Source organism: Mucilaginibacter aquariorum, from assembly GCF_024498135.1.
Classification (GTDB): Bacteria; Bacteroidota; Bacteroidia; order Sphingobacteriales; family Sphingobacteriaceae; genus Mucilaginibacter; species Mucilaginibacter aquariorum.
On sequence record NZ_JANHOH010000015.1, the window covers coordinates 1 to 25,799 of the forward strand.

A 25,799-nucleotide genomic window follows, 5' to 3' on the forward strand; every position below is an offset into this window, starting at 1 on the left:
GTGCCTATATCGGCGGTGTCCACCTCTTCCCATTCCGAACAGAGAAGTTAAGCCCGCCAGAGCCGATGGTACTGCAGTAAAATGTGGGAGAGTAGGTCGGTGCCCAATCTTAAAGTTAAACCCCCTTGCGTAAGCATGGGGGTTTCTTTGTTTTAAAGGTTTTTTAACTGCTAAGAGGATGATGATAAGCGGGCTAACTGCTAACTACACACCGCCAACTGCAAACTTCCTCACCCTGTCCGTCCGTCCACTACTGCCGCACTTTACGTACACTACCGCGGACACCCCCTATCCTACACAAACACCACATCACCCAAATCAATACCCTTTACCCTGTCGGTTTCACTGGCCATACGCTCTAAATCGTTTGATACCCTGAACGTAGTGCCCGGCATAGCTCTTTGCAGCTCCGCCGCCTTTAGCTTCCATTTGCTGTATGCATTAACATCGGGGAACAGCATTACCTTGCGACCCTGTAATACTTTACACTTGGCAAGGTTCAATCCATCTAAACTACCGCTGGCCAGCCATATAAACGCCGGCATTAACGCGCTGGCTATAATGGCCGTTTTCTCGCTCTCGGTAATAGCTACGGGTTTATAAGGCGCTGCTATCAACAAATGCTCGCCAAACAAACATTGGTTTAATACAAAGTTTGCAGTTCGCGGTTGGCAGTTTGCATTGCATTGCTGCCCACTGCCAACTGATAACTGCCCACCGCTGTCGTTCATCTGCCTTAATATTTGGGTATGTGCCCAGGTAATGTGGTTATAAGGTTGCTTTACCCGTTTACCGTTTTGCATGTTGTACAGCATTATTTTACCTGTACGCACATAACCCTGCGCATCAAGCTGCCAAAATACGGTTGCGCCATGCCAGTGGCTACTGGTACCAATGCGGTAACGGCCTACCAGGGCATCGGCGGTATCCAGCCCAAAACGGTTTATAAGGTACTGTACAAAATTATTTTTGTGGTAGTTTACAAAGCTATCGTTTACATAATCGGGGCTTATGTAATAATCGGCTTGCTGTGAGGATGGCTTAACGCCGTGCCGTTTAGGGCCTGTGGTAAACTGTTTATTGCCTGTTACCAGCTTATATCCCCCTGTTTCTTTCAGATACTGCTTAGGTGTAAAGTGATAACCGCATTTATCCTGCCTGTCGCACAGGCCTACATGAGGCGCAAGCTCCTCGCCGGTATCGGTATCAATATAACGGGTAAAGGTTTTGCTGCGGTGGTTGCACCCGGGGCAGCGATAGCGCGTTTGTGCGCTGTAGGGTTGTAGGTGGTATTTGTAGGTCATTGGGGTAATATTTAAACAGATCGTCATTGCGAGGTACGAAGCAATCTCTTTAAGCAAATCGTTTAAGTAAGGTGTACAACTGTCCTAAAGAGATTGCCGCGCTACGCTCGCAATGACGCCTGAAATTTAGGGAGGGAATAAAGTCGTGGGTGTCCGTCCGTCCAAAAAGTACGGCTCCTGCGGACGGACGGACAGGCAGGATCTATTGGCGAGGTTAACCTAAATAGGCTTTCAGCATCCTGTCAGCCTTTTGGTGGGTGATGTTTAGCTCTTTGCCAATTTCGCGCAGGCTACGGCCCGATGCTTTCAAATCGGCAACCCGGGCCATTAGCTCTTCTTCGCTACGCTCGCCTTTTTTGCGTATCAGCTGTAGCCGCTCTTCGCCAAAGCTTACAAACTGGTAATGCAAAAAGTTATCGGGTTTGTTTATGCGGCAAAGGCAAATGTTGTTATCGCCGTAAACCTGCTCGGTATTGCGCTGCTTTATTTGCTTAAGATAACGCATATTGTTATCGGCGTTGCTTTCGCCAATGGTAAAGGCGCTATCGCAAAAGTTCATCAGCATTTTACTGCCCTGCAAATCGTTACGGGTAATGGGTTGGGTAAGGTCGCGCTTGGGGGTGTGCGCCAGTACCAATATACTTAAACCGTACTTGTTTTTAAGGGTTTTAAGCTGTTTCATTAAAGGGAGTGCACCTGCTGCCTGCTCGGTTTCGTTACGCAGGTAGGTAAGGTTATCAATAATAAACACTTTGGCGTTGGTTTCAATTACAGATCGTTCCAAATCATGTATCAGGTACTCGTCGAAATCGTTAAAACCGTTTGGCAGTTCAATGTCGGGGTTTATTTTGCCACGCACAAAGGTTTGGTTAAACAGATAATGGTTGGTATACTCCTGCGAGTAGCGGGCTTCAAACTGCTTATCGGTAAGCTCGAAATCGAGGTAAACAACAGGCTGCGCAGGTGCTTCCACATCAAAGGGATTTTGGCCTGTGCCCTTGGTAATGGCATCAGCAATTTGTACGGCGAGTATACTTTTACCCAGGTTACTATCGGCAAACAGGATGCATACTTCGCCCTGGTGCCAAAATTTACCAAAAAGCATTTGGGGGATAGGCGTTTGGCTGGCTTCCTGCATCCAGTAGTTAGCATCACGAAGCATCAGCACACTATCGGTACCGGTATCGGGTTGGTTTAATTGGTTTAAGCTGTGTTGCTGCAAGTCGGCAGCGTTTAGTTGAAGCATGGGAGTTAATTATTGATTTAGTGAATTATTGAATTAGAAATTAGCGAGGTAATTAATTAGTGAATTACTGAGTTATGAATTGCGAATTAGGGAGGTAGCGAATGTGCTTCCTCAATCACTAATTCACTAACTCAATAATTCACTAATTAGCGAATGGCGAATGAGCTTCCTCAATCACTAATTCACTAATTCAATAATTCACTAATTATAAATCCTTCAGGATTTATCAGAAAATACCCCTCCATTAACCCATTTTAACAAGAGGCTTTCATCTGTGCCACGGGGGTACAGTGCTATAGTACAATGTTTGGTTGGGTGTCCGTCCGTCCGGGGGAGCGGGTAGCTCTGGACAGTTGCGGACGGACTAAAAGCCCGGGGAGGATTATGTTCATTACAAATATAAAGAAATATCTGTATATAATAAAGAATTATTTAAAAATATTGTCCGAAAGTGGCCGCGGGTGTCGGGGAGGGTGGACGGACGGACAGGGGCTAAACTAATTGTTTAAGTTTGTCTCTTTCAGACCAGTTTACCATTTCTGAGTGTGTATTTTCTAACAAGTGCCGAAGTGAACTATTAAAGTGCTCTGGATTATAACCAGAAGCAATATTATCTATCAATGAAATTTTATTTTCAATTTGTTCTTTATATAATCCTTTTGCAGCTAATTCAAATAAGAAATTAGTCCTTGTTATACTATTAAAAAAATATCCAGGAGTGCTACCCGTTATATAATGAATTAATATCAGCTTACTTTTTGGTTTTCTAATTACGGCGCTAATTCGTACCTCATTATTTTTCCCTAAATACGCTCCTAATTCTAACTTGTCTTCTGGAACAATGCTTTGAATGAATGAGTTAGCTGTTCTTTGGAACCTTTCTTTGGTTTCTTTTTCTTGCTTATCAACAAAATCAATTTCCGATAAACTTATAATTGAAGCAATAAAGTTAGATAAGTCAAAAATCAATGAAGGTATAGCAAAAGCTTTTGAGGTTTTTTTATAATAATATTTAACTTTATTAAACCCGTAAACCTCTTTAATGTTAAAGGAATTATAATAGTGGAAAAAGGCTCTGTTAAAAATATCATCTTCAAAATTCAAGATAGATTCATACATATTTGAATCTACCCATCCGCCATCAGAAATTACATACTCATTATCTTTTTCAGAAAGAAAGACCGATATAAATTTTTGGGATGTTGTGACATATGGAGTAATTATTTCCAAAGAGTTCCCTCTTACTTTGAACTTCCATAGCTTGTCGAAAGATGCTATGACGCTTTGAAAAATAGGTTCGTAAATCATATGAAGTTTACATTTGAATTTGGATCGTCAGAAGTAACTTTTAATGGAATTTGGCCAGGTAAAATCTGTATTTCTGGAAAATCATCGTCATTGAGCCGAAGGTTCGCTTCATGGCAAAAATGTTTAATACAAATATTTATATCCTCTAAAGCTTTGGTTTCATTTTCATCAAGTAAAGAAGGAGTTTTATAAGCTATGTTTATTCCATTTTCATTGTAATAATGAAAGTGAGGTGCAGGTACTTGCTGATCTTCCAATGGAATGCTTTCATCATAATTTCTATGTGTATCCCCATCACTATCATATCTAAAAAAGGGAACTGCACATAAATCCGTACACCTTAGTTTGAATTGAAAAAAGTTATGATTATTAACTTTAACATTGATTCTTAAAACAATAGCATTTGGCAATGAAAGGTGTGCAATATTGTTATTGCTCTCTAGGACATTACTATTGTTGCCAATTTCTTCGATACTTATCAAACTATCAAAAACTGATTTTCTCTCTCGTAAAACCTTATTATAAAACGCGTAATTCGCTTTTATTTCAGGTATTAGTTCTTTTGACATTAGGTTAAGGTTATTTCTATAAACTTATAAAAACATTAACAATAATAAAAGGAGATGGGATATTTTAAATTTCATCCTCTTTATTCATACGGATGCCTCGCGACCGCAAGCGTTAACAAGCAAGGCGTACAAGATTTCTCCTCGTACCTCGTTCGAAATGACAGGGTGGGGAGTTGAGTTTCTCACTCGTCCGAAATAGACAATATGGGGAGATGATTTTCTTACCTCCAAAACGCCTCAAAACGGCCTCAAACTATCCATTACCGCACCCCAAACGCCAAATTTCGACCCAAAACGACCTAAAAACGTCCTTTTTAGTAAAACCAGAATTTTAGGCATCATACCATCGTAATGGCATGGTGGGGAGTAGCTCAAACTGTCCGCCACCCCGTCCGCCATACCCGTACCTGCGGACGGACGGACAGCTCCGTGTTACCTAAACCCGATAGCAGCGGATACCGGCCTTCTTGCGCCTAAGGCCTGCAGGCGTATAAGCGGATAGCGGGGCTACCGTAACCGATTGTTGCTACAGCACCTTTACTTATTGGTTCATTAGTTCATTAGTTTATTGGTGGTGGGTTCGGTTTAGTATTGGTGGTGGTAGTAGGATGGGTTTGTGCTTGACGAACTGTAGCCCGCTCATTCGCCGCGGAGGGCTGTTACTTTGTCTTGATACAAAGTAACCAAAAATCAAGACAAAAAAATCCTTCCCCGCACAGGCCTTTACCCATCGGCCCCGGTTTTTTGTCGGCCCCGCGCTCTTCGATAGGGACGGCGGGGGTGGTTGTCATGGTGAGCTTGTCGAACCACGAGCGCAAAGGCAGGGAGGGGTTTAACCGCCCAACTTCACCACCACTCCGAGCCCTCACAAACAGAACGTTAGCTACCTAATGCGGCATTGGCGTGTTGCGGATAGCACAATCCCTGCCACAGCAGAACCTTTAATAGCGACACGACGCAGCCGCGACGTTATTCACTACGTTCATGAGATCGCTACGCTAAGTATCTTTGGTTCGTTTCTTTTGAGAGAAAAGAAATGAACATCCACAGGCCAAAGATCACATACTGCCGCACCTAACGGAGCACTAACTCACGACCTAACGGAGCTTTGAAAGTTCGTTACCTATCAGTCGAACAAGATTTATCAAGTGTTTATATTTTTTAAGGGCTTTGATGAGCTCACTCCGTTCGGTTCTCCTCGTACCTCATTCGAAATGACATGGTGGTGGTGAGGCACCGACGCGCAGGGCCAAATCATCTGCATATTTGCACATCCGCATATCTGCACATCTAAAAAATCCTTATCTTAACCACACAAACCATTATAAATTTACTGCTTATGAAAATTGCTATGCTTGGCTCGGGCTTTATAGCGCGTTTCTATGCCGATTCGCTGATTGGGCACCGCAGGCTGGATGTTCTGCACGCTGTGTACAGTCGTAACGTGGATAAAGCCAAACAATTTGCCAACGATTATAAACTCCCCATCTATAGCGACAATATGCACGAGGTGGTGAACCATCCCGAGGTGGATGTAGTCGTAATTTCGCTCCCTAACGATCTGCACCTTGCCGCTGTTGAGGCCTGCGCCAAAGCGGGTAAGCATATGCTGTGTACCAAACCACTCGGTCGTACCGCTCATGAAGCCAAACAAATGCTGGATCTGGTAGAGCAGGCGGGCGTTATGGGCGGCTACCTGGAAGATCTGTGTTACACGCCCAAGTTTAATAAAAGTTTAGCCAGCGTAAAGGCGGGCGCATTGGGGCGCATACTTTGGGCCAAAAGCCGCGAGGCGCACCCCGGCCCGCACAGCAACTGGTTTTGGGATAAAGAACAAAGCGGTGGCGGTTGCATTGTCGACCTCGGTTGCCACTGCATCGAAATTGCCCGCAGTTATATAGGTAAGGACATTCGCCCGGTAGAGGTGATGTGCTGGGCGGCCACGCAGGTGCACCCTATTGATGCCGAAGACAATGCCATAGGCATGGTCAAATATGCCAACGGTGCTATTGGTCAGTTTGAGGTAAGCTGGTGTTTCCGCGGCGGTATGGACCTGCGCGACGAGGTGATGGGCACCGAGGGCACCATCTGGATAAACAATTTCTTGCGTACCGGATTTGATATGTTTAGCACCGGCAAGGGCGGCGGTTACGTTGCCGAAAAGGCCGAGAGCAGCCAAGGCTGGCTTTTCCCGGTTGGCGACGAGGTGAACGAGCTGGGCTACAACCACATGTTTACCGATATGTTTGAGGCCATTGAGCAAAACCGACCGCCTGCCGAAACGTTCTACGATGGCTACGTGGTAAACGCCATAATCGACGCGGCCTACGCATCGGCCAAAAGCGGCGTGTGGGAACCCGTAAAACTGGATGATTGGCGCGGCAGCAACGATACCAAAATAGCCACCGAATTTGCCAATTACGATGAGCAGTATTACCTCATTAAAGAAGAGATCCTCCCCCACGGCGACCGCAAGCTGTTGTTAAAGGATAAAACGACAGGGGAAGTTGTAGTGAGGGATTTGTAGGGAGAGGAGAATCAAGAGTCAAGAATCAAGACAGGAAAGAAGGTTGGTTACTCTAAGCTTATTGAAAGCTATCCTCCGGGTCTTGCCTCTTTTCTCAATGGCGTTACCTTCGGCCCGGGCTTTACGCTCATACGCGCACAGGCATTAGGCGCGGGGCCGGTATCCGCTGCAATCCCTAACGCAGGGTAGACGCTAATGATAAACTATGTCATTTCGAACGAGGTACGAGGAGAAATCTTCTACGAGCAGTAAGTAAGCGCCTTGCATCTGAAAAAGCAGGGCGTAGAAGATTTCTCCTCACTACGTTCGTTCGAAATGACATAGATATTTAATAAATTGTAAACGAAGACGATAATAATAAACTATGTCATTTCGAACGAGGTACGAGGAGAAATCTTCTACAAGCAGTAAGTAAGCGCCTTGCATCCGAAATGACCGATCTTTAATTTAATAACAATATGTGGAACTATAACTTTTATGTTTACATCACCACCAATCACGACAGAACCGTATTATACATCGGTGTTACAAATGATTTGAGCAGGAGGCTGTACGAACATAAAGAGAATAAAGGCACAGGTAAGTCGTTTACCGGGAAATACTATTGCTATAATTTAGTTCACTATGAGCATTTCTCGAATATTGAACATGCCATAGAACGTGAGAAAGAAATAAAGAAGTGGCGAAGGGAGAAAAAGGATGCTCTGATTGCATCTATTAACCCGGAATGGAAGTTTTTAAATGATGAAGTAATTGAATAAATATAATAAACTGGGTCATTTCGAACGAGGTACGAGGGGAAATATTCTACGAGCAGTAAGTAACTCCTTGCATCCGAAAAAGCAGGGCGTAGAAGATTTCTCCTCACTACGTTCGTTCGAAATGACAATTTGTTAAATAAACCAATATGAACAGAAGAAACTTTATATACAGCAGCGGCATGCTGGCAGCATTGTCCGCATCACCTGCAATGTCCGCAACCATAACCGGACGGACAAAACCCGCCCGTGGCATCCAGCTTTACATGGTTAAAGAAGATATGGAGCGCGACCCTATCAGCACCCTTAAACAACTGGGCGCATGGGGCTACACCCAAATAGAAAGCTACGGCAGTAATAAAGGCATATTTTGGGGTAAAACCAATACCGAATTTAAGAAGATAGCGGCAGGCTTCGGCTTAACCTTGGTAAGCAGCCATTACAACCCCGGCACGCTGGACGAGTTTGACAGGTTGGCGGCGCAGTGTGAAGAAATTGGCATGAAGTATTTGATATGTCCCTGGTTAGGCCCGCAAAAGTCTATAGAAACCTTTAAAACCTTTGCCGACGATTTTAACTCGCGTGGCAATATCTGCCGTAAGTATGGCCTAAGGTTTGGCTATCACCCGCACGATTACCCCTACAAACCGGTAGAGGGGCAGTTGCCAATTGATGTGTTGTTAGCCGATACCAACCCGGAAACGGTAGATTTTCAGATGGACGTATACTACGCCGTAACCGAGGGTGCCGACCCATACGCCTACATGAAAAACCATAAAGGCCGCTTCAAGCTTGCCCACATGCGAGATGTGCTCAGGAAACGCCTCCCCGCCGGCAGTAAGGATGAATCGGCCTGTGATTTGGGCGAGGGGATCATCGATTTCAAGAAGTTTATTACAACCGGGCAGGATACAGGCATGCGTTACTTTTTTGTAGAGCAAAGCCGTTTCTACAACGAAACCCCACTGCAAAGCGCCCGGAAGAACGCCATGTATTTGAAGGGAATGAAGCTGGTGTAGCAAGCTAAGTGGCGGGTCATCCTGAGCTTGTCGAAGGACGTGCGTGAAGGCATAGTCCGCAAATGGTTCGACAGGCTCACCATGACAAAAGGAAAGTTCCCTCCCTTGGGAGGGTTAGGGAGGGGTTTTGGCGTAAAGCAGGGCGAATAAACCCCTCCCTGCCACCACATAGGCCAACACACCCCTCCCCAGGGAGGGAATCTTAACCAACAAATTACCTGTCCGCCATAATGTCCGCCAAACCCTTTCCCATGGACGGACGGACAGTACGCAAAAAGCCTGTATGGTTCACAAACTATACAGGCTTTTTTATGTCTTGACTCTTGATTCTTACATCTTGACTCCTCTATAAAAGATAGATCTTAAAGAACTTTTTACCGTATTCGCCCCAATCCTTCATAACATTGGTAAGGGTGGTTTTAAGGCCGGTGTAGTTAACCGCCTTGCCCTTGGTAGGCACCTTTAAAGCAGTTTCGGGGATAGGTACATCGGTTACTTTGGTGGCAAACCAGGTAACGTTTTCGTGCGGCAGGGCAAGGCCCAGTATCATACCCGGTAAGCCTACAAAAGATTCGGGGCCGCCGGATAGGGGGATCTCATCGCTGTAAAAGGCTACCACGTAAATAGAATCCATAACAATAGCATTTGCACGTCGGCACATATAACCGGCAATTTCGCGAGTTTCGTCGGTTATTTTCCAGGTAATTTTGCGGGCGGTATCTTTTACCAAAAAGGTCTCTTCAAATACCTTTTTATTGGTGACGCTAAGGTTAGTGTTTAGGTCGGTATAAATGGTGTTGATCTGTTGTGCCAGGGGCATATCGCTAAACCAGCTGTTTGATGGCGGTGCATCATCAGGAAGTGGTGCGTACAGGGTTTTGTTATCGCCGAAGGTTAACTTGCTTTTAAGTACTTTAAATTGCGGGTTGCTTTTTTTATACGCCTCAAATGCAGGGGTATACCAGCTCTCGTTATCCTTGTTGATAACGTTTTTTATCACCCCGTACATGTTTACCCTTTTTTCGTACTCGATAGTGCCCGATGTGGTAAAGTGCGCGTTTTGTGCAAACAGGGCGCTACCGCTAAACAGGCAGGTAAGTAATATTAATATATGCTTCTTCATTGCTTGATATTTCTTTTTTTGGTTTATGCCTTACTTATTTCTTTGCAGGTGCACCGCCACCCATTCCGCTAAAATCCCACACAACCGATAGCATATAATACCTGCGGATAGTGGTGTACCTGTTTTCGGTATACGACGTGCTTGATGCACTGCGCGTAAAGCCCGAGTTTTGGTTCAGCAAATCGTTACCTCTTAATACCAGCTTCAAATTCTCGCTTTTGAAAAATGCTTTGGTTATGCTGGCGTTAAGTATGGTTTGCCTAAAATCGGTACTGAACGATTGTGATGCGGCCTTATACTGGTACTGACCATCGCTGCTTATCTGTATTTTGCCGGGCAGGTAAAAGTTAATGTAGTAATCGGCACTAAAACCATAGCCGTTATTGTTTCTATCCGGTTGTAATGATGATTGGCCTACGGTGTAATTAGGGCCTCCGTTTAAAAATATCGAATATTTTTTCTCTTTATATTTTGATAAGCCTATTGTGCCCGAGTAATTATTCGATTTTGTTTTGTTAAGCTCGTTGTTTTGCATGCTGTAATAAATATTACCGCCGGTGTTTAACCTTCCGTTAATATTCATACCTATAAAGCTTAGCTTGCGGCTCAGGTCGAGCCCAAAATTATAGTTAGATTGCCTTTGCCCGCTAAGGTTAACGGCTTGTATAGTGCTTTTACCTTCGTTATCGGTAACTACATTGCTAACAATTGGGTTGGTGGTAAAGTTATAGTTACCATTTAACCAAACCGACTGATCGCTGATAACCTTGTACAAGTTATAGTAACCAAAAAAGCCGTTGGTGAAAGATGGTTTCAGATCCGGGTTACCTAACACGATGTTGGTAGGATCGGTATTTACACGAATGGGTTGCAGCTGATCAATAGTAGGTTGCGTTTGGTTACCATAGTACCCAATGTTTAGCGAGCTGTAAGTAGAAAACTTGTACGAATAATTTGCCTGAGGGCTCCAGTTGGTGAAACTACGACTGGCAGAGTTGCCGGATATTTCATCTTCCTGCTTATAATTTACATTGGTGATACGCGTACCGAAACGCAGGTTGCTTTTGCCTTTTTTATAATTAAAGTTTAAACCACCCTGGTTTGATGTTTGGTTAAATATGTAGTGGTTACTAAAGGTAGTATCCAGCAAGGTATAATTAGGGTTACCAACGGTGCCCGTATTATTAAACGAGCGCCTGTCGGCATTGCTATTGTTTAAGCCAAACCCGTAGTTTAATACAAGAGACAATGCCTTGGTAAGTGGCTCGGTGTAGGTTAAATTGGTATTAAACCTGCTGGTTTTTGTGTTATCGGTTTTTAACTGATCGGTGATCTGGCTGCTTGCAGGCTGGCCCTGAAGGTCGAACGTTTCCAGGTCTGATTTTAAGAACCCGCGTGCCTTGCTTTCGGTAGCACCCGCCGTAACGTTTAATGATAGCGTACGACCTGTTTTCTTTAATTTTTTGGTAAGGAAGGCCGATGCATTAAACAGCTGCTGATCTACCTTGTTGGTAAGTGTACGGTCGTTGGTGTTTAGCATGGTGCTATCAAGGCGCCTGCTTTCTGCATTGTAAGTGCTATGGGTATCGCTGTTTTTTAAAGTACCATCTACCGATACCTTTAAAGTGGTAGTGGTATCAAGCTTAACGGTATAAGTAGCGTCAAGCTTTTGCCTGAACATGGAGTTGTTAAATGTTTCATCGCTTTTTGTATCGATAACCGTATTCGCAGTTGGATCGGTAGGGTTAGGCGGCAGGTTTTGTTGCGATTTATTGTTGCGCGTACCATCAACCTCTAAATTACCAACCTTATAGTTGGTGTTTAAGGCATATTTATCATTTTTCCATTTATCATCATAGTGCACACCACCGGTGTTAGCAACAGGGATACCCTGCCCATCATATCTCCCGCTAAACGAGTCGAGGCCACCGTCTCTGCCGCCACCATCAATATAGGCATTACCGTCATCATTAAACTGGATGCCATCACCAGTGCCCAGTTTATTATTATCGTTCCAGCCTAAGCCTGTTTTACCCGTGTTGCCAAAGGTGCCGTAAACGCTGAATTTCTTTTTGCCCTTAAACTTATTGTAAAGGCCTTGTCCCTGGTAAAAACCATCGGTACCAATACCGGCATCTATTTTACCAAAGTAGCCGTTCTTTTTATCTTCTTTTAGCTTAATATTAATGGTTTTGGTTTTCTCGCCGTCATCAATACCGGTAAAGGTAGCCTGGTCGCTTTTTTTATCGTAAAGCTGTACCTTATCTACCATATCGCCACGAATGTTTTTGGTAACCAGGGTAGGATCGTCGCCAAAAAACTCTTCGCCATCAACCAATACCTTGTTTACGGTTTGGCCCTGGGCTGTAATTTTGCCATCCTTATCAACCTGTATACCGGGTAGTTGCTTAAGCAGGTCTTCCACCTTCGAATTGGGTTGAATAGTATAAGCTTTGGCATTAAACTCGGTAGTATCACCTTTAATTTTTATAGCGGCCACCGTACCTTTTATCAATACCTCGTTTAATAACCTCGATTTTAGGTTCATGTTGATGTTACCTACATTGAGGGTTGTTTTGATAGAATCTAAGGTAAAATGTTCTACATAATCGGCATAGCCGGGGTAGGTTACCAGCAAAATAAACTTGCCTTTGTTAAGGTTTGTTATATTAAACGAGCCATTAGCTGCTGCCCGGGTAAACTTACGCAAGGTAGAATCTTTAGCGTTTAATATACTAACAGATGTGTTTACCAGCTTTAGGTTGGCAACGCTATCAACAGAGTTACCTTTAACCGAATAAGAGGTTTGGGCAAGGGTAGAAAGAGAGCACAGGCAGAAAAATACCAGGGCCGTAATTGTGAACTTCATACTTAGGTTTAATGAGTAGCCAAGGTATAACTAAAATCTTAGTAATAAAAAGACAGGCTTGTTAAAAAATGTTAAATCTGCCTTAAGACTGTCTGAGTAGCGTTATTGTTACGGTGACTTTAAAATTTTACCTGTATATAAAATTTTTCCCTTGAGTGTGATAACGCTTATATAGGTGCCGGGCATAAGGCTAAGCGGGATAGTATTTTCGAACCCGTTGAATGTTTTACTAAAGCTTAACTTACCCATGGCATCGTAAAGCTTAAACTCATAATCGTTTGATTCACCGCTTAAAATAGTAAGCTGTGCACCTACCGGGTTTGGGAACAGGGTGAACTGGTTACTTTGTAAAAGTACGGCGCTTGCCAGGTCAGAGTAGATGCTGGTACCATCTGTTGTTGTAAGTTTAACCCGGTAATAATTAATGCCTTTTTTTGGCGAAGTATCTGTAAACTGATAATCCAAAGCGCTTGCCGTGATATTGGTTGTGCCCAGTGCTACATATTGATCTGTCCCGGTAAGCTTTTCCCAGGTTATGGTTTTCAAATTTAATACACTACCTATCTGCAGGGAAAGCGCGATCGCTTTATTATCCTTAACATCGGCCAATAGTGTACGCACATAACAGCCAACGCCTTGTGTGGTAACATCTATAGTATAGCTTTTTACCCCTTCAAAACCATTGCCCTGCGCACTCACCGCATAATAGTTTGATGATTGCATTGTGGCAGGTACTACAACTGATGTATCGCTACTTGTAGTTAGTTTTTGCAGCAGGTTATCTTTAATAGTGTATATCACATAGCCTGTTGCACCGGGTTGCGGGTTCCAATGCAATAGGGTGCCGCTTGTACAGTTATACCCAACCTGCAATGTTAAAGGTTTAGATATAGTAAACTCCTTACTGATAACATCCTGATCATTGACGTGCATTTTTAGCATGGCAGGGGTAAATACATCGGGTGCAGTCCACTTGTAACCATCCGCATTTAACGCAACGCCTGCAGCAATTTGTTGCCAGTTAGCCCCATGATCATAGCTAACGCTTAAGTTGCCCGTAGATGTATTAAAAGTGTTTTGCCAGCGCAGGTAGTTATCTTCATTAGCTAAAATAATATTATTGCCCGATGGGGATGTCCATTCAAACACATCGGCAAGCTGATTTTGCCAGGCAATGTAAAAGGATTGCGGGCCCTGTGTTACCCGGCTGCCTTTAACGTAAATTGTATAGACCCCTGCCGGCGGGTTTTGTAAGGTTACCTGTTCGGTATTATTAAGGGTATCGCGCTGCATTTTAGCAGCTTTTAGTAAAGAATCAGTCGTAGGATAGGTACTCAGCGTCCAGGGTAACAGGATAGCCCCAGCGGGTGTGGTGATGGATAGGTCGAGGTCATTAATTAACGCGTAGGGCGCATTTAGCTGTGCAGGAGCATCGTTCCATGCTAACGAAACCTTTAGCAGCCTGCAATTTGGCGGCACGGTTACCTGGTAACTTGTTTGCATTTTATCGGCAACGGTGCCGGCTTTGAACCGGGCGTCGGTAATGGTTCTGGCGGCTTCTAAAGCATTTAGTTTTCCGTAACCGGTTTTATAATCAACCGCCGGGTTGCCTATATCATCGGCAGAATTAATGAGCACACTTTTTATTAATGCTGCTGACGGAAGGCTGTTATACTGTTTTTTATAAGCCTGCTGCAGCAGGGCAACGGTACCGGACGTTAACGCCGCAGCGCCCGAAGTGCCATCTTCACCATCGGCAACCAGTTCTGGTTTAATACGGCCATCATAAGCCGGGCCGGCCGAGCTTAATGCTTCGGGGATATTTGTACGGCCTGTACCGCCAATAACCAGTACATTTTTGGCCTGCTTAAATGTGCCCGATAGGTTAGCCATGTTTGCAATCCCGCTATATACACCGGTTTCCGAAGTGTTTGTGCCGATATTACCAGACGAGAATACATGTACTATAGAGTCATTCTCATATATCTGCTTATCGTAGGCCTCGGCCTCAAGGCCATAATAATTTTCGATGCCGGTACCGTATGAGTGGTTTTGAACGCTGATATTATAAGTTTTAAAAGCGGTAGCTGTATCGGGTAATAATCTTGTAAAATCCGATGAGGTAAATTTTACCGCAGGTGCAGCACCAAGGCCTTTTATAAACGAATTGCCGTTACCTCCTATCAATGTTGCCATAATGGTGGCATGGCCGGAGTTATTTTCGCTTGGCGTAACCGAAGTGAATGAACGGGCAAGCAGGTCAAGGTCATCCGCATCATAATGTTCTTCTTTTACGCTTACATTTATACCGCTGCCATTAATATCTGTATAGTTATCAGCTATGGCCGATATGTTATTAGCGCCAAGGTCAAGATCATCAATAACCAGTTCGGGATGGGGCTTACGGTCAAGGCTGGCAAAAGAAACATCAGTGTGCTGTAGCAAAACAGGTAATTGCTTTAGTTGCGTTTTAAGCTTTACCATGTTGCCATTTATGGAGATAATTTCCCCGTATTTTTTTATTTCGGATAGTGTACCGGCGTTCTGTTGTTTTAAAACTAAGCCGATGATCTTTGTGGCATTGGGGTGGCTTTGGTTTAAACGGGCCAGGTTATCATCGGCTTTCCATAACGCGTTGGAAGGGGCTACGCTAATTATATTATCTGTAGTGGTGATTGTGCCGCGCGATGCAACAATGTAGTAGTTATAGGATACCCTTTTTACCGGATGCAGGTTTTTAAAACTGCCGGGTGCAGGCTGTTTAAATTTAACCAGGTAGTATTTTATACTGTCACTTTTAACACCCATGGCAGTTGTTGGGGTGTACATTTGTGTGATAGACCGATCACTGATCGGTTTTTGGGCGTAGATTAATTTAGAGCCAAAAATAAAAAGAATAAAGCAGGCGACCTTTTTAATCATACTATACAAAAGTAAGGGGGAGCTGTGCAAACTCCCCCTTTAAAAGTAAAACTACTTACTTAAATAATTAAAAACAATAATGAGGTTTAGTATAAATAGTTAAGCGCAACTTTATCATTAGTATTAAAAGTGCGGTCGCCGCCGTTTGAACAAGCCAACATCCATGAACCGGCATCAGCAGTTGAAGGGGTACCCGGAATAAGGATAGCGCCAACATTTGAAGCACCTTCGTTTACAGCAGTACCACCGCAGCTAAATGCACGGTTAAAGTAATCGGTATGACGGAAACCAATGCAATGGCCCATTTCATGCTGTAAAACCGAAGTTAAATAGTTTACGTCAGGGTTAGCACCGTAAGCCTGCTCATTGGTGTTCATTTGGATCTGGCTGTATGCCTCGCCTCTTTTAGTTGGGAAGCCCGAAGAACCTAAAGTAATGTAACCACCGCTTGGGCCCTGGTTAAAACCAACAATTTGTATTTGGCCCCTGCTGCTAACAAATTGGAATTTTAAGCTAAGGTTAAGCGCGTTGTAACGGGCAATAGCGTTTTGCGTAGCCGTACCATATACCGTTGGCAGGTTTGATATGGATATGGTTATAGTACGTGGCAGGTTTTTCACTAAGTTGGTGGTTCGGTACTGCTCAGTTTCAGCAATACGAACATTAGGGCTGGTGCTTGCCTCTGTAAGGTTTTCCTGGGTTAGTAATATATCACCCTCTACCAGGTAACCATCACCAACTTTTCTTACCTGGTCTGTACTAAAGCCCAGGTCCTTAATGTTTTTTAACACCGCCTCAGAAACATCGCTCTTAGCTACAGGTGTTACATTAGCATTGTTGTTGTTTTTGGTACAAGCAAGTAAAACGGTTGCACCGAACGCGGCAATAATGCCGGTTTTAAATAATAATCTTGTTTTCATGTGTTTGAAAGTTGTTTAGTATTTCGTTAAGTTATTTTGCAGCTGGCCAGCCTTATATTTTATACGAAACCCTAATTAGGAAAGTTGCACCACTTTTAACAAATAATTAACAAATAGTGAATGTTAATTTATTGCCCTGTGTTATCGCGGAAGTTTATTTATAGAAAATAAAAAACATTGCCTGGAGTGGGCAATGTTTAATTTATTTTTTGATGAATATTAATTGTAAGGAAATGGCAAATACGCCTGTTAGATCCTATTGATCTAATAGTTAAACGGACTAACAAGCGATTTAAAATCGGGGAGCACCTGGTCTTTGGCAGATACTATGGCGTCTTTTTCGGAAATGCCCCAGCCAATGGCCAGTTCGGGATCGTTCCAAAATACGCCAACTTCCGAGTCCTTACCAAAGTAAGCGGTTACTTTGTAGGCAAATATGGTGTTGTCCATCAGGCTAACAAAACCATGCAGGCAGCCGGGTGGTACCCATAGCTGTTTTTTATTATCGGCGGTAAGTTCAACAGATACATGCCTGCCATAGGTAGGCGAGCCTTTACGGGCATCAACCGCAACATCCATTACGGCACCTTGCAAAACCCTCACCAGTTTGCCCTGTTCATAAGGCGCTTTTTGGGCATGCAAACCGCGCACTATATTTTTATGCGACATAGATTGGTTATCCTGAACAAAATCAATATCGATACCGGCCTCCAGTAAAGTGCGTTTGCTGTAGCTTTCAAAAAAGTATCCCCTTTCATCGCTAAAAACTTTTGGTTCAAGCAGTAGTACGCCGGGTATAATTGTTTCGGTAATGGTCATTAGTCAACAGTTTTCATTAAGGTATTAAACAGCACAAAACGCTCGTTGAACTGCTGTTGGTGCAACTCCTGAAATTTAAACAAGTGTTTAGTATAGTATTCCTGAAACTGCTCAAGGGTATCCGCATTAAATTGTACACAATAAGTAATACCATCGTTGGGCGAATCGATTATTGTTAACAAACGGTACGAGCTAAAATAGCCGGTAGCCATAACGGCCGGGATGTGTACATTTTTCATCCAGTCGAGCCATTCCTGTTCAACAGTATCATCTAAAATTACGGTGTCGTTATATACAATCATGGCGCAAAAATAGTAAAATGATTTTTGGATTGAGCAGGTTGGTTTTATGATTTCCTTTTAGGTATAGATAGTAGTATTCATTGCCGTTGGCTTCAGCCAACGGAATAATGCAGGGCTTAGTGGCTTCAGCCCAATTGTGAATGTTCGGCTAAAGCCGGATGAGCTTACTTGTTATCCGTCCCATAAATGGGGCGGCAATGAATTTGAAAAGCATGCTGCCGTAAGCTTATCCATTATACTAATGAACGAGTGAACCAATGAACTATTGAACCAATAAACTAACTCGCATCATTCTTATCGCCCCTTAGTAGCCTAAATCTTTTGCGGGCGTCGTTTATCCAAAGGCTGCCGGGGTAATCAGTGATGATCTTTTGGTAATACACTTTAGCGAGTGCGGTATCTTTTAGTTTGGTTTCGTAAATATCGCCAAGCATAAATACGGCGTCATCGGCCCAGAGGTCATCGGCATGGTTCTCGGCTATTTTCTTTAACACTGCAACGGCATCGGTAAAGGCTTTTTGCTGTATCAGGATGCGAGCTTTAGCCATTAATATATCTGCTGTAAGCGCGTTGCCCGGATATTTTTTGTCGATACTATCCAGCGTAAGCATGGCTTTGGCAGGTTGCTCAGCAAATATCAGCAGATCGGCCCTCGAGTATATTTTCAAGGCTTTGCCGCTGCTATCGGCATTAAGGTTGTCAGATATTAGCAAGGACAGGTTTAGCGCGTCGTTGGCTATCAATTGCGTGGTGGCCGCTTTTAAAATATCCAGCTGGCGGCGTGCCCAGTTAAAATCGCCGGTGTAGTAGGCTAATTTGGCATTGCGCAAAAGCGCGTCCTGGCCAATGGTAGTGTTGGGGTTGTCTTTTTCTACCTGGCTGTATAATAAGGTAGCATCCCAGGGTTGGTTGTTGAGCAGGTAAATATCACCCAGATCCAGCTTACAGGCGGCAAGCAGGGCCGGCCTTACACCTTGTATAGCTATGGCGCTTTCCAGTAAGGTTTGCGCCTCTTTTAGTTTATGTAGTTTAAAGGCCTGCAGGTTAGCCAGTTTCTGCATAGCGAACACGGTGCCCCTGTTGCGGCCGATCTCGTCCAGCAGGCCGTTATAGTCCTTCTCCAGGCCAAGCAGGTCGGCCTGTACATACTGGCCCGAGGTTACCTTTAGGTTTTTGGTATTAATAAGCTCTATTTTGGCTGATATGTAATTCTGGTTCTCTTTATCGCCTTTGTTAATAATGTATTCGTAACCACGTATGGCGGCATCGTAAGCCCCATTGCTTACCAGGGTATTGCATAGTTCAAACACGCTTGTGCCATCATCATTTTGCCGGCGGCTTAATGCCAGTGCCTGGTTAAGCGCCATATCAAACTCTTTTTGCTGCAGATATTGCCAGGTAAGCAGGTTAGGATAAACTATCTGCTGCGGGTCTTTTTGGATCCGTTTAAGCAGGGCTGTTTTAAGCATGTCATAATCCTCGGGCCCTTCATATATACTGGAAAGCGTGCTTTCGGCCTGGCTTATAAATACAGGATTAGTAGGTATAAAATTCAGATATTCTTCGGTAAGGGCTACCTTATCGCGCTTGTAACGGTAAAGCGTTATCAGCTCAAAAGCAAAGGCGGCATCGTTACGGAGTAATTTACGGCCCTGCAAAAATATTTTTATAGCATAATCGGCATTGGCATTCTGGTAAAACTGCGATGCAATACCGGCTATGGCATTTTGGTCGGCGGGCATGTTTTTGATCAGGTCGTTGTATAGGGATTCTGCTTTATCTGTATTTCCTTGCTGGGTGTACACCGATCCCAGCGCTATAATGTACTCGCTGTTGCCCGGGTATTTACGCAGCATTTTTTTGGCGATGCTTTCGGCATCATCATACTTTTTAAAGCTTATAAGGGTGTTAAAATATTGCTGGTAATAAGTTTCGTTATCCTGCTTAAACAGCTTCTGGTAAATGTCGAGCGCCTTTTGCTGCTCGCCGTTCGCGGCATACTGGCGGGCAAGTAACAGGTCGTTATTTTGGGCGGAAAGCCTTGTGCTGCAAATAAATAAAAATAGCGCTAATACATACAATGGCTTCATTCTTTTTTATATTTTAGCTTGCAATGGTTTATATTATATGTAACGTTACAAGCGGGTAAAATTGTAGTGACATTTGTATTAAGCTAACTAAATTAACTATTTTGACCTCTGTTAACAATTAGAATAAACCAATGCTGGATCGTTTAAGATCATTTTTCTTTGTTGCTGTTATACTTCTTTTTTGCGCTTGTAAACAAAACGAGGTAAGACAAATACCTGTAAGTGACTTTTTTAAGACGCCCGAAAAAAGCTATTTCAAAATATCGCCAGACGGTAAATATATCTCCTATTTAAAGCCTTATAAAGATAAACAAAATATATACATCAGATCGTTGGTTACAGGCGCCGAGCAAATGGCAACCACCTTTACCAATTACTCGGTACGTGATTATACCTGGACATTTAATAACCAGATCGTTTTTACCCAGGATATTATAGCTGTAGACGAGTTTAGGATATACAGCCTGGATGTAGCCACGCTAAAATTTAAAAGCCTGGTTAATTTAGATAAGGCCCGCATACGTATACTAAACCGCAACCGCCAGCAGCCCGATGTTATAACCGTGGCCATGAACAAGCGCGACCCGGTAAATTTTGATGTGTACCGTTTAAATGTAAAAACCGGCGAACTAAAGCCTTACCTGTTAAACCCCGGCAATATCACTAAGTGGTACCCCGATGCTGATGGTAGCATCCGCCTGGTAAAAGTATCTGATGGGGTAAATGAGACCATTATGTACCGTACAAATGATAGAAGTTCATTTAAACCCATCATCAAAAACAACTTTAACGATAGGGTAGAGCCCATTGCCTTTACAGGCGAGGGCAGTAACTTTTACGCGTTATCGAACGTTAACCGCGATAAAACGGCCTTAATAGAAATAAGCGCTGAAACCGGTAAGGAAGTGAAAGTAGTTTACGCCAGCGATAAGGCAGATATACTGGATGTAAATTATTCAAAAGTAAAACGCCGTTTAGAGTTGGTGGCCTGGGAAGAAGCCAAGCCGCAAAAGCATTTTTTAGATGCCGATATTAAAAATATCTACAACAACCTGTCGGGTAAAATTAAGGGCGACCAGATAGATATTGTTGACCGCGACAGTGCCGAAAATAAATTTGTAATTGTTAGCTCGACCGATAAAAACCCTGGCTCATATTACCTGTATGAACGCAGCAGTGATAAAGTAACCAAACTGGCCGATATTAACCCGGAAACAAAACCACAAGAGCTTTGCGATATGCAGCCGGTTTCGTTTAAAGCCAGCGATGGCATGCTGATAAACGGTTATTTAACCATCCCAAAAGGTAAAGAGAGAAGAGATTTGCCCGTTGTAGTTATGCCGCACGATGGGATCTGGGGCCGCAATTCGTGGGGATATGATGCCGAGGTGCAGTTTTTGGCTAATCGGGGATACGCAGTGTTCCAGGTAAACTTCCGTGGTTCGGCAGGGTATGGTAAAGCATTCAGGACTGCCGGCTTTAAGCAGGTAGGCGGTAAAATACAACAGGATATTACCGACGGCGTAAAATGGCTTATCGCAAACAAAATAGCCAACCCTAAAAAAATAGCCATTTTTGGCGGTAGCTTTGGTGGGTTCTCGGCTTTGTACGGGGTATCTTTCCACCCCGAGCTGTATAACTGCGCGATAGTTAAGTACGGGCTTATCAACTTCTTTACTTACTTAAAAGATGTGCCGCCGTTTGTTAAACCATATTTAAAAATGACTTACGAAATGGTTGGCAACCCCGAAACAGATGCCGACCAGCTGAGGGCCATATCGCCTGTTTTTCATACTGATAAGATAAAAAGCCCGTTATTAATATTCCAGGGAGCGAAAGACCCGCGGGCTAATATCAGCGAGCTTAACCAGTTTGTGCGCGAGCTGAAGAAGCGGAATGTACCCGTAACCTATCGCCTTAAGGAAAACGAGCGCGCCTTTTTTAGAAGTGAGCATAACCGTATGGAAATGTATGCCGAGATAGAAACCTTCCTGAGTGCTAATATGCAGGTTAAACCTTAGCCTGTTATGCAAACGCAGAAAAATCTATATCGCAAAAATTTTTCGCTGATAACTGCTTTCCTGGTGCTGATAAGCGTAAGCCTTGTTATAGCGGTTATCATATCGTACAATTTAACCGCTAAATATGTCGAGAATGAGTTTGCATCAAAAAAGATTGAAGTGCTTGATCAAACCACCAAACCTTATAACGATTTCTTTCAGCTAAAAATTCCCGAAATAACTTCCTACCAGGGGTTTCTGGATTCGACATCCGCGGCAAATTATTCGACTACCGTTTTTAAAAGCTATCCTTTTGTGCGCAAGGTGTTGTTTTATGATATGCAAATTGGCAACCCCGCGTCAAAATTAAGTCTTACCCATAACAAGGGGATCTCTGTAAAAGCCATTTATGAGTATAAGTTAAAACATAACAAGGTACAGGGCCTAAAAAACATGGCCTGGGCAAACGGTGAGGATTTTAGAGAGATGGCGTTAAAGCTGAGCAACTTTATCAGCGTTGCAGACACCACAAGGTTACCAACCCAGGACGATATATTTCGTACTTTTTATAATGTTACACCCGATAAGATCAGCTACCTGAATATTCCCCGCAGGGAGGATATCAGGATCTATAAGTCGTTGCTGAAAAATGGGGATATTAAAGCTTTTTACAAGCAAAACATGATGACCTTTTTGCTGGATGCCCATCAGCTTAAAGTGAAAAACACCCACCCCGAACTATACCAGCAGGTTACTATACAACCTGTTGTGTACGACCCCTTAGATGTAGAGGGCGGCCGTAAGGTGACAGAGGCGGCACTAACGGGAGCCTTCTCTAATTATAAACTGTACTTCGTATCAACAAAAGAACACCTTGACCATGAGATCGATCGCCGGTTTTTGCCAATAGGGGCCATAGTACTGCTTATTTATTTTTTTTTAGTGCTCATAAGCTGGCTCATATATCGTAACCTGAACATCAACCTAAAGGTATTTAAACTACAGTACGATTTTATAAACAACTTTACCCACGAGTTTAAAACGCCGGTTAGCGTTATAAAAATTGCGGGCTCAAATCTTAAAGGTGATGCAGAGCTTAGCGAACGCCAGCGCCGGCATTATGGCAAAATACTGGATGAAGAAGCCGATAAGTTAAACGACCTGATGAATAAGCTGTTATCGTTTACACAGCTGGAAAATAAATCAATAACGGTTAAACGCGAAGAAATAAACCTGCAGCAGTTTGTTAAGGGATATATTGATACGTTTAAAATTAAGTATCCCGATTTTAACCTTACTTATAATATTGAGAACATAAGCAAATTTTACAGCGACCCCGTGTTATTGGGCAGTATATTCCAAAACCTGATGGAAAACGCCTACAAGTATTCGCACCCCGGCAAAAAGGAGCTATTTATAAATATAAAGCCCGAAAAACGCAATATTGTATTCTCCTTTACAGATAAGGGGATAGGTATGGCCCGGTATGAACAAGGCGATGTGTTTAAAAAATTTTACCGGATAGAGAATAAATATAACCAAAACGGCAGCGTTGGCCTTGGCCTTGCTTTTTGTAAAGAACTGGTTAACTTTATGGACGGCGAAATAAGTGTTACCAGCAAGGTAAATGAAGGCTCAACGTTTGTTGTTACTTTGCCTTTAGAGAATTAAAATAATCGGTATAAAATGAATAAAGAAATTAAAATAGCACTGGTTGAGGACGATGAGAACCTTAGATTTTTAGTAGCCGAGCGCCTGCAAAGCGAGGGATATAAAGTTTTAGAAAGTGGCAACGGCGAAGAAGCCGAAAGCATGATATTGACAGAACAGCCCGATATTGTACTGCTGGACTGGATGCTGCCCGGTAAACAGGGATCTGAAGTTTGCAGCAGCCTGCGCAGCAAAGGTTTTGATAAACTGGTTATTATGATGACAGCCAAGGCACAGGATGTAGACAAGATAGGTGCTTATAACTTTGGTGTATCTGATTATATTACCAAGCCATTTAATATGGATGTTTTGGTAGCGATGATAGACAGCAAGATCAAATTCTCGCTGAATAATGAGAAAACGGAATCGCACAAGTTTGGTAACATGGAGCATTTGCCAAACACTCACCTGCTGATCCGTGACGGCCGCAAAACCGAATTGACCATATTAGAAAATCGTATCTTATTATACTTCCTTAAAAACAAAAACAAGGTGATAAACCGCGAAGAACTGATGATGGAAGTTTGGGGCTACAACGCCGATGTAAACACCCGCACGCTGGATATGCATATTGTACGCCTGCGTAAAAAGATAGAGAACAACCCCGATTCGCCAACCTATTTACAAACGGTTAGGGGTATAGGGTATAAGTTTGTTTATTAAAACCTAATACATCCGGTAGGGATGACAAGTGCCGTAGGTACAAAACCAAAGTAGTGTACCTACGGCACACAATTTATCCATTTTATTTTTCTACCGACATTTAGCCCCGATGGGGCATTGAATTGCGTCTTAGTATGAAATTATAGACGATAAAGTCTTGTCACCACAAAATCCCCAAAGAAATTCTTTTCCTCTACAACCTCATACCCATACCCACTAAACTGCTTTGCCACATCTGGCAAATGCCATGACTCTACCCCGCATAATAGCTTAAAAAACAGGAGCATGCTTTTCAACATGGCGTATTGCCACCATTTACCCGTTAGCTGAAAATCGGTATAAAGCCACAGGCCTTTGGGCTTTAATGTTTTATAGATCTGATTAAAGATGCCGGGCAGGTTTTCTTCGATAAAATTATCAAACAGGAAGGGGGTTATCACCACATCAAAATCTGTCGGCAATTTAGTTTGTTCCATTGCCTGGTTAATGTAGGTTACTTTATTTTCGCCGGTGTTTCTTTTTTGGGAAAGCGCCATCATTTTTGCCGAGATCTCTACATAGGTAATGCTTAAGCCCGATGGTTGTAATTTGGTTATCTCTTCCAGTATCCAGCCGGTACCCCCGCCTACAATAAGGATGTTACTATTTACAGGGATCTGCGGCAGCAGGTAAACCTGTGCATTAATTAAGGCCTTGCCGAAAACTAACCGCGAAAGGGTATCATAAAAAGAGGCCGAGTTGTCATAATTACCCGCCATAGCCATCACCAAAAACAAAACCGAAACCAATCAATATCACGTATTGCAGGATCAGTACGCCATCCAGGTAAAAGAAATAGTAATACTCGTCCCTTTCCCATTTAGATTTGAATATCAGCCAGCCCATTAGTATAGCGGTTGCGGTCAGCGCGAAAAAGTCAACATTAAAGCCATTGTTCCGAAGGAGAAATAGCAGTACGATATAACCTGCAAGCAGGAACTGGCAAAACAGGTAGGCATTTTTTTCGCCCCAGGCAACAGGTATGGTTTTTAAGCCGGCCTGCCGGTCGCTAAACAGATCGCGGATATCAAAGGGGATAGCAAGGGCGAATATCAGTAAAAAGCGTTTCGCTATCATGATGGTTACATCCCGCATAGCTATATCGGTAAGGTGCAGGTCTTGTGCTTCCAGCACGGGCAGCAGTACAGTGCTTAAAGTCCACACCAGGGTAATTAAAAATGTTTTTAAGCCGGGGATGTTGCGCAGGCCGAATTTTTGATCGCCAAGGGTAAACAGGGGAAGGCTGTAACAAAATGAAAGCACAGACAGGAATACCAGCAGGATCCTTGATTCCATCGACAGCAGAAAAAACAACGGGATAAGCGATAGCAGGGAAATGAGCGTAAAGGTGACCATTAACCTGTAATGCGCAAAAAACCAGCGTACACGCCTATAGGGCGATTTCTCGGGGTATTTAGGTTTACTAAGCAGAATGCTGAAATTGTAAATACCCAGCGTAGAGGTAAACAATAAACCTATAACGGTATAAACAGGTTTAGAATCAATTAAACGGAAGGTGACCAATGCCTGCGCCACCGCGCATAGCGACATGAAGATGTTACTGAAAAGCAAAAAATCAAAGGCACTGCGGAATAGTTTCTTCATCGTTTC

The 25,799-nt window shown here is 43.3% G+C and carries 19 protein-coding genes and 1 rRNA gene; 7 read left to right on the forward strand and 13 right to left on the reverse strand.

The features are described 5' to 3' along the window. A 5S ribosomal RNA gene (gene rrf, locus NPE20_RS25830) occupies positions 1-108 on the forward strand; the annotation flags it as partial. A 185-nt stretch (positions 109-293) separates the two neighbouring features. Here the strand turns inward: rrf and NPE20_RS25835 are convergent. From NPE20_RS25835 to NPE20_RS25850, 4 genes are all read right to left on the reverse strand, one after another. Next, positions 294-1,304: a DUF6371 domain-containing protein gene (locus NPE20_RS25835; RefSeq protein WP_256541608.1), complete on the reverse strand. Its 1,011-nt coding sequence runs from the start codon at positions 1,302-1,304 to the stop codon at positions 294-296. Between the two features lie 214 nt (positions 1,305-1,518). After that, on the reverse strand, positions 1,519-2,550 hold the full coding sequence (locus NPE20_RS25840; RefSeq protein WP_256541609.1) for an AAA family ATPase: 1,032 nt from the start codon (positions 2,548-2,550) through the stop codon (positions 1,519-1,521). A gap of 492 nt (positions 2,551-3,042) precedes the next feature. After that, positions 3,043-3,858: a hypothetical protein gene (locus tag NPE20_RS25845; RefSeq protein ID WP_256541610.1), complete on the reverse strand. Its 816-nt coding sequence runs from the start codon at positions 3,856-3,858 to the stop codon at positions 3,043-3,045. Further along, entirely contained in the window at positions 3,855-4,427 is a 573-nt protein-coding gene (locus NPE20_RS25850) for a hypothetical protein (RefSeq protein ID WP_256541611.1), read from the reverse strand. Before NPE20_RS25850 ends, NPE20_RS25845 begins: the two co-directional genes overlap by 4 nt. A 1,339-nt stretch (positions 4,428-5,766) precedes the next feature. Between NPE20_RS25850 and NPE20_RS25855 the strand changes: the two genes are divergently transcribed. The 3 genes from NPE20_RS25855 to NPE20_RS25865 all read left to right on the forward strand — a co-directional run bounded on the left by NPE20_RS25855 (position 5,767) and on the right by NPE20_RS25865 (position 8,731). Beyond that, complete coding sequence (locus NPE20_RS25855) at positions 5,767-6,954, forward strand: Gfo/Idh/MocA family protein (RefSeq protein ID WP_256541612.1); 1,188 nt, start codon at positions 5,767-5,769, stop codon at positions 6,952-6,954. A gap of 458 nt (positions 6,955-7,412) precedes the next feature. After that, entirely contained in the window at positions 7,413-7,715 is a 303-nt protein-coding gene (locus NPE20_RS25860) for a GIY-YIG nuclease family protein (protein ID WP_256541613.1), read from the forward strand. Positions 7,716-7,861: 146 nt separating this feature from the next. Further along, positions 7,862-8,731 (forward strand): sugar phosphate isomerase/epimerase family protein, encoded by an 870-nt coding sequence (locus NPE20_RS25865; RefSeq protein WP_256541614.1) that lies wholly within the window; start codon positions 7,862-7,864, stop codon positions 8,729-8,731. Positions 8,732-9,077: 346 nt separating this feature from the next. Here NPE20_RS25865 and NPE20_RS25870 read toward each other — a convergent pair whose 3' ends face one another. The 7 genes from NPE20_RS25870 to NPE20_RS25900 form a co-directional block, all read right to left on the reverse strand. Next, complete coding sequence (locus NPE20_RS25870) at positions 9,078-9,854, reverse strand: GLPGLI family protein (RefSeq protein ID WP_256541615.1); 777 nt, start codon at positions 9,852-9,854, stop codon at positions 9,078-9,080. Positions 9,855-9,888: 34 nt separating this feature from the next. Continuing rightward, the gene (locus NPE20_RS25875) at positions 9,889-12,723 is read right to left on the reverse strand and encodes an outer membrane beta-barrel protein (RefSeq protein ID WP_256541616.1); all 2,835 of its coding nucleotides are present in this window, start codon (positions 12,721-12,723) and stop codon (positions 9,889-9,891) included. Positions 12,724-12,831: 108 nt separating this feature from the next. Further along, positions 12,832-15,552, reverse strand: a complete 2,721-nt coding sequence (locus tag NPE20_RS25880; RefSeq protein ID WP_256541617.1) for a S8 family peptidase — start codon at positions 15,550-15,552, stop codon at positions 12,832-12,834. Between the two features lie 179 nt (positions 15,553-15,731). Further along, the gene (locus NPE20_RS25885) at positions 15,732-16,565 is read right to left on the reverse strand and encodes a M57 family metalloprotease (protein ID WP_256541618.1); all 834 of its coding nucleotides are present in this window, start codon (positions 16,563-16,565) and stop codon (positions 15,732-15,734) included. Positions 16,566-16,829: 264 nt separating this feature from the next. After that, on the reverse strand, positions 16,830-17,384 hold the full coding sequence (rfbC, locus tag NPE20_RS25890) for a dTDP-4-dehydrorhamnose 3,5-epimerase (protein ID WP_256541619.1): 555 nt from the start codon (positions 17,382-17,384) through the stop codon (positions 16,830-16,832). After that, positions 17,384-17,686, reverse strand: coding sequence for a DUF4286 family protein (locus NPE20_RS25895; RefSeq protein WP_256541620.1), 303 nt, complete (start codon positions 17,684-17,686; stop codon positions 17,384-17,386). The genes rfbC and NPE20_RS25895 overlap by 1 nt, the downstream gene beginning before the upstream one ends. Before the next feature lie 278 nt (positions 17,687-17,964). Further along, positions 17,965-19,776 carry a tetratricopeptide repeat protein gene (locus tag NPE20_RS25900; RefSeq protein ID WP_256541621.1) on the reverse strand — a complete coding sequence of 604 codons (1,812 nt, stop codon included), beginning with the start codon at positions 19,774-19,776 and terminating at the stop codon, positions 17,965-17,967. 131 nt (positions 19,777-19,907) lie between these two features. Here NPE20_RS25900 and NPE20_RS25905 point away from each other — a divergent pair, with 131 nt between their 5' ends. The 3 genes from NPE20_RS25905 to NPE20_RS25915 are packed head-to-tail and all read left to right on the forward strand — an operon-like array spanning position 19,908 to position 24,149. Beyond that, a complete protein-coding gene (locus NPE20_RS25905) occupies positions 19,908-21,797 on the forward strand; it encodes an alpha/beta hydrolase family protein (protein WP_256541622.1) in 1,890 nt (629 codons plus the stop codon). A gap of 6 nt (positions 21,798-21,803) precedes the next feature. Beyond that, positions 21,804-23,447 carry a sensor histidine kinase gene (locus tag NPE20_RS25910; RefSeq protein WP_256541623.1) on the forward strand — a complete coding sequence of 548 codons (1,644 nt, stop codon included), beginning with the start codon at positions 21,804-21,806 and terminating at the stop codon, positions 23,445-23,447. Positions 23,448-23,462: 15 nt separating this feature from the next. Then, positions 23,463-24,149 carry a response regulator transcription factor gene (locus tag NPE20_RS25915; protein WP_256541624.1) on the forward strand — a complete coding sequence of 229 codons (687 nt, stop codon included), beginning with the start codon at positions 23,463-23,465 and terminating at the stop codon, positions 24,147-24,149. Positions 24,150-24,289: 140 nt separating this feature from the next. Here the strand turns inward: NPE20_RS25915 and NPE20_RS25920 are convergent, their stop codons facing one another. Together NPE20_RS25920 and NPE20_RS25925 are read right to left on the reverse strand one after the other, a co-directional pair. Next, positions 24,290-24,907 carry a class I SAM-dependent methyltransferase gene (locus NPE20_RS25920; protein WP_256541625.1) on the reverse strand — a complete coding sequence of 206 codons (618 nt, stop codon included), beginning with the start codon at positions 24,905-24,907 and terminating at the stop codon, positions 24,290-24,292. Beyond that, positions 24,897-25,793: a UbiA family prenyltransferase gene (locus NPE20_RS25925; protein ID WP_256541626.1), complete on the reverse strand. Its 897-nt coding sequence runs from the start codon at positions 25,791-25,793 to the stop codon at positions 24,897-24,899. Before NPE20_RS25925 ends, NPE20_RS25920 begins: the two co-directional genes overlap by 11 nt. Between the last annotated feature and the right edge of the window lie 6 nt (positions 25,794-25,799).